Origin of the sequence: Allocatenococcus thiocycli, from assembly GCF_921292965.1 — a bacterium.
Taxonomy (GTDB): Bacteria; Pseudomonadota; Gammaproteobacteria; order Enterobacterales; family Vibrionaceae; genus Vibrio; species Vibrio natriegens.
The window spans coordinates 105541-117307 of the sequence record NZ_CAKLCK010000047.1 but is presented as its reverse complement, the minus strand read 5'-3'; the positions used below and the strand labels follow the sequence as shown (position 1 = coordinate 117307).

Genomic DNA, 11767 nt, shown 5'->3' with positions numbered 1-11767 from the left:
ACTTATAGCCGTTTCTGGGACAAACATGAAAGACAAGAAAATCACCACACAATCGTGGGTGTGGCGTTCAATGGTCAAAACCGGAATCATCCCACTTATTCTGGTGGAATCGGTTCTTATCGCCGTTTACCTAATAAGTAATCACTTTATCAGTACCGACAACATGGAATACATTTACACACAAGTAAATGAAGAATTGAAAATTTCATCTGATAGAGAAGCGGCAATCATTCGAGAAAAACTGCTCTCAATAGAAAGCTTAACAACCATATACCAAAACGAAACCGAACGTGTTTTATCAGAAACAGACACCGTTGACCGCTCAGAAAAATCTAACCTTGCGGTGAGCGAAGAGGGTGTCTTGTATTCTAAACAAGATTTAGGGGGCTCAGCTTCTTTCTACTCTGGCCTAACCGCGGAGAAAGATTGGGAGAAGGTGTATAGACTTGCTCACCTCGATCCACTTATGAAACAAATCGAAAATAACAGCGAATTAGTTGCGTCGATTTATTTTAATTCCTGGGATTCATACAACCGAATTTACCCATGGTTTTCTACCATCGATCAGTATCCTGCTAAAATGGAGATCCCGAATTACAATTTTTACTATCTGGCGAACGCTGAAAACAATCCTGACAAAAAGACAGTTTGGACAGATGTTTACATTGATCCTGCGGGTCACGGCTGGATGGCATCGGCTATCGCTCCGGTCTACAACCAAGGTTTTCTCGAAGGGGTTGTCGGGCTTGATATCAAAGTCAGTGACATTATAGAGAGCATTCAAAATCTTGCCATTCCTTGGGGCGGCTACGCTATTTTAGCGAGCAGTAACGGCACAATTATGGCTTTGCCACCACAAGGCGAACACGATTTTGGCTTGAAAGAACTCACTGAGCACAGCTACCAGCAAGCAATCACGAAAGAGATTTTTAAGCCTGACGCGTTTAACCTGTATAAACGTGATAACACCGCTGACTTGAGCATGCGTTTACTCAATAACACCAATGGATTTATGCAGCTCAAACTGAATGGTGAAAATAAACTGCTATCGTGGTCGACCATACCAGAAACCCAATGGCGCCTACTGATGATTGTTGGTGAGAAGGAAATGTACGCGACTTCTCGTGCGCTAGAACAAAAATACCAGAACATTGGTTACATTCTGATCTTCGGTTTAGTGGCATTCTACACCTTGTTCTTTATCCTCATCTGGCGTTCGTCCAAGAAGATGAGCGAATTTATTGCCAAGCCATTAACTCAGATTCAGAGCATGGTCAATCGAGTCGGGCTGGGCGATTTTCACTTAGCTCATGAAGGCTTCCGCTTAAAAGAGCTCAACGAAACAGCAAACGCGATCATCAACATGGGTGGCAAGTTGGATAGGCTCACTTCCGAACTGACTGAGGCAAAATTATCGGCTGAACATGCTAACCTAGCCAAGAGCCAGTTTATTTCAAATGTCAGCCATGAAATCCGCACGCCGATGAATTCGATTCTCGGGTTATCTCACATCCTGTTAAATTCGGACCTCACATCTGAGCAAAAAGATAACCTGTTGAAAATCGATAAGTCAGGCAAGCACTTGCTGACACTGATTAACGACATTCTGGACCTTTCTAAGCTTGAAGCAAATAAGGTTGATATTGAGAAGGTCCCATTCGATATCCGAGCGACAATTCAGGATGTGCACGACCTTGTTGAGCATAAATCCAGAAAAAACGATGTTCATCTTATGACTAAAGTTGATCAGTCCATTCCTCAGGTCGTTGGCGATCAACTTCGTATTAAGCAAATCCTCCTGAACTACGTGAGCAACGCCATCAAGTTTTCTAAAGGAGGAGATGTAACCATCGCAGTCAGTGTCGTGCAAAGAAGTGAAAACCATATTCACCTGCTATTTAGTGTCATGGATACGGGGATTGGTTTATCTGAACACGATCAGGCCGTCGTATTTGACAGCTACCAGCAGGCAGACGCCTCAACGACCAGAAAATACGGAGGTACTGGCCTTGGCCTTGCGATTTCTAAGCACTTCGCAGAGTTAATGGGCGGTCATGTTGGTGTCGACAGTGAGCTAGATAAAGGGAGCAATTTCTGGTTTACCATCAAACTCGATATTGACCACTCCGGTATATCAGTAATTCCTAAGTACACAGAGCTTCCAGAACCTGTGCTTGTTGATACCACGCATCTTCAACACGAGTGTGATATCAAATCAGTTGAGGAGTTTGAGTCTAAAGTGAACCACCTGACAGCGCTTCTTGAAGAGTGCGACTTAGAGTCTGAGTATTATTACTCCAAGCATAAGTCCTGTTTTGAAAAGCTTAATCCTGAACTAAGTCACGTTCTGTCTGACGCTGTATCAGCTTATAATTTTGATGCTGCTTTAGACGTTATGGCTCAAATAAAAGTCGAGTTGAGTCAATACAAAAAGACTATGGTTCCAAGCGAATAAAGACGTTTACCTAGCACTAAAAAGCAGGCACTGCGGTCAAACTCCGGGCCTGCTTTTTTATGTGAATTGTAGGCTCTTAACTTGGTGTCTAAAACTAGTGGTGTCGATCATTTTTTCAAGGTATGGTTGTAACAACAAATTCACTGTTAATACAGTCATACCTTAATTCCTATTAGCCTCGATAAATCAATTCGTTATATTAAATACAACCATACGTCGATGTTGCCTAATACAGCCATACATTGATTTTTTTGTGACAGTAATATTCAAGGTATCAAAGCGCAGTAAGAAACTTTCTTACAAGAAAATAGTGCCATCACTGCCCCTAGTAATGTGCAAGTCGAAAAAGTCGCTTGGTAATTAAGGTACGACAGAATCGCTTGGTGATCACACAAGCGAAAGTGGCTCTGTAACTCGTTTTTGGACAGAAGTTTGTTATAGGTATTGCTAATTTAGTAAATAACGGATTATTCCTGATAAGGTAAGACATGTTGTTTTACGCTATCTGACTATCTTGACGCTAATAAGCGTCACTCCAACTTATCAAAGTTGTTTAGCATTTCCCGAATTGAAATCTGATTGCCCATACGTCCACGGTTCACATATTGATGTTTAAAGCTAACCGCGCCTTTGGAGCGAACTAATGATTCAAAGTCTCTGATGAAACTCTCTTCAAACTTGCTGTTAAATGTATTGAATAGGACAACACCTTTACCTGTGAAATCGCTATTTTTAGCAAACTGCCATATTGGTGGTGCTGGGCTGTATAACCAGATAGGCGAGCCTAAATAAATCGTTTCATAAGTTGATAGGTCAAGAATTTCTGGACTGATATCAGCAATATTGTTGCGAGCATCCTTTAGCGCACTTATCCACCCCGGAATGCCAAGATCATAGTCATCTGCTGTAATCTCGTAGAGATGTCCATTCTTTTTATCTGCTATATGGTTTGCTAGCACACCAGTACTTCCAGAGCGAGAAAATACAACTACAGCAACTTTAGATTGAGTCGCTACGCGACGAGAACCAACTTGCGTTAATAACTTATTTTTTGAAAACTGAGAGTTTTCGACTCGCGTTACCACAAAAGCAACAGTGAAGACCGCTACAATAGCGAGTACTGCAATTACAATTATCCAGCGTGTCATATTACTGGCCTACCCACTTCAAACTAAATCTTACGGAGTTAAAAAAGAAGCGCTTTGTAACCATACAAAACGCTTCAAACTTATTGGATCACTTTAGGTGCTTTTCAAGGAATGCAGAAACCTTGTCCATAGTCATACTTACTGCTTCAGGATGGTCATACAGTTCATAGTGAGACCAGTTTTCTAGATTAACCAGTTGTCGGTCTTGTGATTGAACAGAGCGACCATAAATTTCTTGTCCATCGCGATATGCACCAAACGCCCCTATTTTTTGACCAACCACGGCCATAACAGGCTGAGTCAATAACGTTTCTGCGAACGCAAAGGCATCCCAGCTTAGCGTTTTCTGTGCATGTGAGAACAACATACGTGTTGCTCCACCTTCGGTTTGTCCACGTGGCGTTTTATAGTATTCGGTAGCTTCGAACACGTCTCGTTCTGTTAATCCATTTTCTTTTGCAAATTCAACACTTGGAGGAAGAAGTTCATTGATTTGCAATTCTGAGCCACGCGCTTCGGCTGTTCGCTGTGCAGCCATAGCTTCCAGGTTGGCGATAGGGTCGTACATACTAAAACCTTCACGGAACAAGCGGCCTAAGTTGACAGGCGTAATACCTACGACAGCTTTCAAGCGCTTTTCGGTTAGGGCTGAATTGATGATGTAACCACCACCGCCGCAGATACCTAGTCCACCAATTCTATTCTCATCGACATAAGGTAAAGTCACTGCATAGTCGATAACGCGACTGATATCTTCAACACGTTGACTTGGATCTTCTACGTAACGAGGCAATCCCCCCGATTCTCCTTGGAAGCTCGCATCAAATGCGATCACGACATAACCTAACTCAGCAAGAGCCTTACCATAGACAGCGCTGGATGTTTGTTCTTTACAGCTACCAAAAGGATGAACGCTTATCATTGTTGGGTAGCGTTTTGATTCATTAAAGCCTTCTGGGAATAAAACTAATGCAGACATATCCCAAGCCATATCAGCATTTCTGAAAGTGATTTTTTGCATGTTCATAATCCATACCTTGAGAGTAAAAAGCCTTGAGAGTAGAAAGGCTCAAAGCTATTGAGCCTTTCATTGGGGAATATTAAAGAGTGCGTTGGAAGAAAGATGCGAGTTGGGATACTGCGTCATCGACGTATTCGGCAACATCATAAAGCGACATATGGTTTGCACCATCAATGATATACAAGGTTTTATCTAAACTCGCAGCTCGATCCATCAGGTCATCACTCATCCACTTACTGCCTGCGTCACTACCAACGACAGCAAGGATTGGTTGAGTCAAAAATGCTTCCGCTTTGTGGTACGCATCGTAAGTAATGATCTGGTTTAAGTTACGGGTTAGAGCAAAACCCGGAGCATTTGGATGTTCACAACGTGGTGTGTGGTAATATTCCCATGCTTCTCGCAGTTCTGCGTTTGGTGCATCTTCTTCACGCATCGGAGCTAGAGGAATGATTGCGAATTCAGAGCCATTAGCGTCAGTTGTACGTGCATTCGACCCAAACTCTAAGTAACCAAGGGCGTCAGCATCGTTAACCGAATTGTCCCAACCATTACGGAACATTTGGCCGATATTTACTGCGCTAACCATACCCAGCGCCTTAATACGACGGTCATTAATAGCAGCGTTTGCGCTGTAACCCGCACCGGCACAAATACCCATCACGCCAATTTTGTCGTTATCGACGTACTCTAGAGTTGTTAGGTAGTCGACGACTGCACTCACGTCTTCAGTACTTATATAAGGGTTTTCCATTTGACGAGGTTGACCCGTGCTTTCTCCTTGGTATGAACGGTCAAAAGCAATAGCGATTAAGCCGTTTTCCGCAAGTTTACTCGCGTATAAGCCTGCGGTTTGCTCTTTCACGCCGCCACCTGGGTGCGAAACAACAACGGCTGCATATTGTTTACTTGCGTCAAAATCTTTAGGGAAGTTGATAACCGCCGAAATCTCGATACCTTGACCGTTTAGATTTTTGAAAGTGACTTTAGACATAGCGACATTCTCCGTTAGAGGTTAACTGTTCATCTCAGGCTGACCTAAGCTTCGATGTAATATTAGCCAACAGACTGTTTCGGATAAATATCGTTTTACCTACATGACTGTTTAGTTATACTTAACAAATGCGAATAGAACCTTCTTTACTTTCATCACTGACATGGTTTGCACATATTGCTCGCCATCGCAGTTTCACTAAAGCGGCCTCAGAAATGGGGATAACCCGTGCCGCCTTATCACAACACCTGAAAGCGTTAGAACAACAGCTACAAGTTCGGTTAATTAATCGAACAACCAGAAGCATGTCGTTGACGGAAGAAGGCCAACGTCTGCTTGATATTTTGCAGCCGTCGTTGACTAGCATTGAACAAGTCGTTAATGAGCTGAACGAATCCCATCTAGAACCTTCTGGATTAATTCGTATAAGCGTTTCGAGAACCGCAGCTCGGCTTCTTATTGAACCTCACCTTGGCGAGTTCCTCACTCTCTATCCAAAAATACGCTTAGAGTTAATCATGGATGATGGATTCTCTAACATCGTTGCAGAAGGCGTTGATGCTGGCATTCGCTTAGGAATAAGCTTGGATGAACATATGGTCGCGGTTCCTATTACCCCACCGTTAACAACGGCAATAGTGGGCTCTCCTGAATACTTTAAGCGAAATGGACTACCTCAGACTCCTGATGATTTAGAAGATCACAATTGCCTTGCTTATCGTTTTACCTCGAGCGGAACAATCGACCATTGGTCGCTAACCTCTCCTGATGTTGAAAAACACACCGTCGTTTTCGAGCCTAAAGGCAATGCTATTTTTAATGATGACTATAGTATGTTAAAGGCCGCTATACAGGGTGTGGGTTTAGTGAAACATATTGATTTGTGGGTGGAAAAGCACATAAGTGAAGGAAGGCTAGCTCGAGTTCTAGCACCTTGGTGTAAAGAGTTTCCGGGGTTTTATTTATACATACCTTCACGAGAGAACATGCCTAAAAAAATCCGCGTGTTAATGGATTTTTTAATCGAAAAGCGTGAACTTCTGAAACCCAAAGAGTAGTTATCAGATTACTTTAAAGGTTCTTCTCCGCTTAGGTGAGCTTGATATTTGGGTAAAAAGTTGAGTGGGTATCAGGAACCGATGTTTGTCTGATCTTCAACTTAAAATAATCTGTATCTCTTACTCCTCTGGCTCTTCGTCTGAGTAACCCTATAGATACATTGCCAGCCTCAACCCGAGCGTTGGTCAGCTTGTATTTTGCGTAGTTACAGATACCTACTTTTCTTTCTAATATTGAGTCTGCAAAGCTGCTTAGTGACATTATCCGAGTTGACTTTGCTAGACGGCACCAAGCTTCAAGAGCGGCTGTCATGGTCTCGTAACAAGGCTCATCCCATATCGCTTGTAGCTGCTCTTTTAGCATATAAATCACGCACAACGTCTTGTTACTCTCAAGTAAATCGTCGAGTCTGTCAGACTGCTTGTCATCCAATTTCTGTGCATTTTTCAGTAGGAGGAAGAGTGTGCCTTTAAGCATCCTTTTCTCATCGTGCGAGCCAATCCTAAAAGCTTTCGCTCTCTCTTTTCTGATTAAAATGCAGTAGTTTTGCATCACATGGAATCGGTCAAAAACGATGTCTGCATGAGGTAACATTTTTCTTACCGCTGATTGGTAAGCTTGCCCCATATCCATTGATACCGCTTTAATTCCAGCCTTTGTTTCCTCTGATAGTTGCTCGAAAAATGAGATAAGGACTTCTGCTTTTCGTCCATGTTCTACCCAAATTAAATGACCAGAAACAAGGTCGTAAACGACGGTCATATAATCGTGTCGTTTAGCTCTAGCTACTTCATCAACGCCAATGTGGAGTAAGTTCTTTAGTTTCTCGGGTTCTAAAGCTGGCAGGCTTGAACGCAAGTATTCTCTATCGATGTTTTTGACTGTTTCCCACCGAATACCTAAATGCTGAGACACGGCATGTATGCTCATGTGGCGGCATAATCCACTGATAAACTTGCAAAAGCGAGCGGTATAGCGACCTCCTTTAGAGACATAGTCAGTATCTTCAATTAGCCGTCTTCCGTCTTTATCTCTGGTTTTAGCCAGTTCAACTTCTATCGTGCATGGCCGTCCGCTAACAGGCAGATCCTGAAGTCGTCTTTTGACATAGTGGTCTACGGTGCAGGTTGCACCTGTGATTGGATCTTTGACCTTATATCTTCGGTCTCGACGGCAACGAACGAAAACTGATTGGGACACTTCTTCTATTGAACAAGATTCGACACACTGACCTTTAAAGCAAAACAACGAGGAATACAAAGACGACAAAATACACTACAAACTTATAATAAAAATAAGCATTATAAATCATGTGATTATGATAGGTTCATTGATGTTGTTTGACTCATGAAAGCGGAGAAGAGCCCTTTAAATAGGGAAAGCGCGAAGGTACATTGAACAAAGTGGCATTAACCTAGCTCATTTCGGGGCAGATTCGTGTCAGGCTCCCTTGGTAATCACAACGACCTGATATGCTTTTGATGGTTTTTTCACCAAATTATTAATTTGTGGTAAGTTGTGGTAATTCGTTTACCACAACTTACCAAAAGCCATTTTGGAGCAAAGGCTTGTGAGCGGTTGGACCGCCACCGATCTCCTAGACAAATTTCGCCTATTGAAGCGATCTATTTTGAGCCGCGCATGATGAAAGACGAGATGCACCAAATAAGTGCTAACGACAACGTCACCAAACGCAAAAATTGCTAGCCATAAAATATGGCTAGCACAAACGTTAAATACAATTTTGTTAAAAATTACTTTTCAAGTGCAGACTGAATTGCATTCCAGTCTGCAATCTTAAAGTTCTGATTTTCATACTCATAACCAGCATTAACGTTGAAGCCATCCTGAGCAATGAAAAATCCATTAGGGAATCGATCACCTACCGAGCTTGAAACTGCGTGAATCCCATCCGTCTCGCTAGCTCCATCCAAACCATTCTCGTCGTCCGCCACCAACGCGAAACTACCAGCGTATTGATAAGCTTCATCAATGTTGTATACCGCGTAAGTGTGATTGCCCTGACTCGACACAATCAAATAGTTCACTATGCCGTTGTTGTAGATGGTGATGCCTTCTGCGTCAGCAACAAGTTGCTTTCCATCCACTTCAATGACCATCTCACCGTCAGTTGCCGCAGATTCATCGGCCGAGAACTTCCACACACCAACATCTTCTTCTCCAACATACAGTGTTGCCGTTGTAGCATCGACAACACAGCCTTCTGGTTGGCTATCGACTTTGAGTCGACGAACAATACGACCTTCAATGCCGGCTTCCTGAACTGTCAAACGCCACTGTTCAATATCTCCGCTCTTGCCGTTAACAAACACATATGGCGTACCGTCTGAAGATTGATAAGTACACAAACCATACACTTCGTTAAGTTCAGATTTGAGCTGTGCCACCTCTTGATGTGTGTTCTCACCTACTACATCCAGAGCTACAATCGGATTCTGGCTCTCCGTCGGTTCTTGGATTTTGTACAGCGCGATGGTATTAAATTCACGATTGCTCGCCGCTGCTAATGCAAAGCTACCACCATTTGTATCCGTCACAGACTGGATAATATCGACATTGTTTGGCTCCCCTTCATTGAGATATTGAAGTTCTGCACCATTCAGGTCGTAAGCCATTAAACCACCCTGCTTATTGGTCGCAATAATTAGGCTGTTCTCCGGCGCGCTTTGATTGAGCCAAAATGCGGGATCATCTGCCGCATCGCCATCATCGTCCACAGGATCGGTTTCACTGACTACTTTAACCAATGCAATACCCGTTGAGCTTAGGTTTTCTGGGCTCAGTACCTGAGAGATTTGAGTATCACTCATCGAATTTGCTTGATTAAGCGTTTCATAGCTTAGCTTCTCGTAAACCGGCTCACCGGCTTCTGAATTCGCTACCCAAAGACCATCATCTGCAATGCTAAGCGATTTAATCTCAGCAACGCCGTCTAGATGGATATTGGCAGCAAGTTGCCAGTCATCACGGCGATACAGCATCATTCCTTTGCCTTCATCACCAACGACCAGATAACCCTTACCGTCAGCCATGTACAAAAGGTCTAAAGCTTCTATTTCTTGCAGGCTGCCCAGAGGCTCAATACCATCGACCATGCGTCGAGAGTTAATATCTTCAGGATCCGCTCCATAAGCCCAAACGCCAACATCTTGTTCGGCAACGTACAAGGTCGCGGTTTCATCATCGACAATACAAGCACTTAACTCACCACCCACATCGAGCTCACGTACTGCGATAGGTGTGCCATTATCATCGGTCAGAACACTTTTGATCTCGCCATTTTCGTACTTTAATTTGTACTGCAGTGCCACGCCGTCTTCAGTAACGCCCGTGAGCAACAGCTCGCCATTGGTTGTATTTTTATGCAGACAAACTCCTTCGGCAGAATACTCTGTCGAAAGCGTACCAATCTCGTCAAGAACTACACCATCCTCGTGACCAATTGAATAAAAGACAAAACTGTTGTCATCGGGTAGTGCCAGAGCGAGTAAATCAACCGATTCACCGTTATCATCACTGATATCGTACCGGATATCCGCCCCGGTGATCTCCAGCCCTTCTAGCTTTTCTATCTCTACGCCCGATGGGTTATAGACAGCAAGTCCATCACCTTCCAGCGTGACAAACAATAGGCTGTTTTCACGGTTGTCACTATTAATCCAGTATGCTGAATCACCGATATCGTCGTAACTGGTATTAGCGGTTGCTGATGTTGTTAACACCTCAGCTTCTATTGCACCAGCACTCTGAGCTTCGACATAAACGGTTTCGGTATTTTCCAAGTCACAGCCACTTAGCAGTGCAGCAACGATGATTGAACTCAGTATTGAACGACGCATTTTTCTCTCCATGTATTTAAGTCAGGAGAGAATCTAGGTGGAACGCGTGAAAGATTTATGACAGAAAATACATTTATAACTTAATATCAATGAGTTACAACAAAAATCCAAACTAATGAGCTTTTCGGACTAAGAATAACACTACGTAATGTCTTACTGCTTCTATCAATAATTTGTCACATTGATATGGGAAGATAGGTCACCTGAGCTTTTTGGACTTTTATCAATCTGCACGCTTAAAAAGCGTATTTTACTGACCTGCACACTCTCGAATGAAAATAAAAAACCTAATTACACAATTCAATTACCGACTCTTCGATATCTTTTACGGACTCCGCTGCCACCGATTTTGGCTAGTGATACTGGTTATGTCTCTCACTGCTCTGTTCGCTTTTAACTACGTCAATGGGTATGTAAAACCGCAATCTCAATTAGACTGGCTAGACATTATCGGCGAAGGTTCTTCGACCATCATGGTACTGGTGTGGGTGCTCGTTATCCTCTCAACCCGAGCTCCGGGAAAGATTACCAACTATTTTTCGTTTGGCTTTATCTGTATTTTGCTATCCCTGTCTCAAGATTTCATCGACGAATTTATCAGGCTTGAGTCTTATACAATTGTCGGTAACTTAATGGAATGTATGTTCATTGGCTTAGGCATAGTGACGTATGCTTTCTGGCAATGGCGCAAAGAGCTTTTGGTCATCAATAATTATATTTCTCAACGACGCAAGCTCAATCCAAGAACGCCCATTCATGCTGAGCATTATCGCCTTCCTGATGTTCGCCATCTGCACCAGGCTTTAACCCGTACCAAGCAGATCCCCACGCATAACGAGACCACTTTTCTGTTAGCTATTCGTTTAGTCAATGAACGCCAACTCATTCACTCCTTATCGCTGAATGAAGTAAGTAGGTTAACTATCTCAATCTCAGAACTGTTATTTATCACGGCCCGAAGTGATGACTTAGTGTGTCATTGCGCTGCATACCGTTATCTGATTCTGATGGAAAATTGTAATGAAAGTGAGGCATCACAATTCGCCCGGCATTTAGAAGGGTTACTGAATAGTTTTGTCTTCTATCTGGATTCCGGCGGTTTCATTGAACTTGATTGGCAATGGAGCCTGACCCAAAGCCATGAACCTGCCCATACACCGCAGTCCGCTCAAAAACTGATTCAGGACTCCATGAAACCCTTTAACCACGTACAAAGCACCTAAAGGTATC

General features: G+C 43.1%; 8 protein-coding genes. 3 read left to right on the top strand and 5 right to left on the bottom strand.

The window, feature by feature from the left end; translation table 11 throughout:
• Positions 1-25 precede the first annotated feature (25 nt).
• Positions 26-2455, top strand: a complete 2430-nt coding sequence (locus tag L9Q40_RS19895; protein WP_498794321.1) for an ATP-binding protein — start codon at positions 26-28, stop codon at positions 2453-2455.
• A gap of 530 nt (positions 2456-2985) precedes the next feature.
• Here the strand turns inward: L9Q40_RS19895 and L9Q40_RS19890 are convergent.
• From L9Q40_RS19890 to L9Q40_RS19880, 3 genes are all read right to left on the bottom strand, one after another.
• Positions 2986-3603, bottom strand: coding sequence for a flavodoxin family protein (locus tag L9Q40_RS19890; protein WP_498794320.1), 618 nt, complete (start codon positions 3601-3603; stop codon positions 2986-2988).
• Between the two features lie 88 nt (positions 3604-3691).
• The gene (locus L9Q40_RS19885; RefSeq protein ID WP_498794319.1) at positions 3692-4630 is read right to left on the bottom strand and encodes an alpha/beta hydrolase; all 939 of its coding nucleotides are present in this window, start codon (positions 4628-4630) and stop codon (positions 3692-3694) included.
• A 73-nt stretch (positions 4631-4703) separates the two neighbouring features.
• Complete coding sequence (locus tag L9Q40_RS19880) at positions 4704-5618, bottom strand: alpha/beta hydrolase (RefSeq protein WP_498794318.1); 915 nt, start codon at positions 5616-5618, stop codon at positions 4704-4706.
• Positions 5619-5746: 128 nt separating this feature from the next.
• Between L9Q40_RS19880 and L9Q40_RS19875 the strand changes: the two genes are divergently transcribed.
• The gene (locus L9Q40_RS19875; RefSeq protein WP_498794317.1) at positions 5747-6676 is read left to right on the top strand and encodes a LysR family transcriptional regulator; all 930 of its coding nucleotides are present in this window, start codon (positions 5747-5749) and stop codon (positions 6674-6676) included.
• A gap of 31 nt (positions 6677-6707) precedes the next feature.
• Here the strand turns inward: L9Q40_RS19875 and L9Q40_RS19870 are convergent, their stop codons facing one another.
• Both L9Q40_RS19870 and L9Q40_RS19865 read right to left on the bottom strand, forming a co-directional pair.
• Entirely contained in the window at positions 6708-7946 is a 1239-nt protein-coding gene (locus L9Q40_RS19870; protein WP_498791601.1) for an ISL3 family transposase, read from the bottom strand.
• Between the two features lie 485 nt (positions 7947-8431).
• Positions 8432-10537 (bottom strand): phytase, encoded by a 2106-nt coding sequence (locus L9Q40_RS19865; protein ID WP_498794316.1) that lies wholly within the window; start codon positions 10535-10537, stop codon positions 8432-8434.
• A 368-nt stretch (positions 10538-10905) separates the two neighbouring features.
• Between L9Q40_RS19865 and L9Q40_RS19860 the strand changes: the two genes are divergently transcribed.
• Positions 10906-11760, top strand: a complete 855-nt coding sequence (locus L9Q40_RS19860) for a hypothetical protein (RefSeq protein WP_498794315.1) — start codon at positions 10906-10908, stop codon at positions 11758-11760.
• Positions 11761-11767 lie beyond the last annotated feature (7 nt).

Excerpts from the sequence above, each read along its gene's own strand:
- L9Q40_RS19875 (WP_498794317.1), top strand. The coding sequence starts at position 5,747 with ATGCGAATAGAACCTTCTTTACTTTCATCACTGACATGGTTTGCACAT.
- L9Q40_RS19860 (WP_498794315.1), top strand. The coding sequence starts at position 10,906 with ATGTCTCTCACTGCTCTGTTCGCTTTTAACTACGTCAATGGGTATGTA.
- L9Q40_RS19885 (WP_498794319.1), bottom strand. The coding sequence starts at position 4,630 with ATGAACATGCAAAAAATCACTTTCAGAAATGCTGATATGGCTTGGGAT.
- L9Q40_RS19890 (WP_498794320.1), bottom strand. The coding sequence starts at position 3,603 with ATGACACGCTGGATAATTGTAATTGCAGTACTCGCTATTGTAGCGGTC.
- L9Q40_RS19895 (WP_498794321.1), top strand. The coding sequence starts at position 26 with ATGAAAGACAAGAAAATCACCACACAATCGTGGGTGTGGCGTTCAATG.
- L9Q40_RS19865 (WP_498794316.1), bottom strand. The coding sequence starts at position 10,537 with ATGCGTCGTTCAATACTGAGTTCAATCATCGTTGCTGCACTGCTAAGT.
- L9Q40_RS19880 (WP_498794318.1), bottom strand. The coding sequence starts at position 5,618 with ATGTCTAAAGTCACTTTCAAAAATCTAAACGGTCAAGGTATCGAGATT.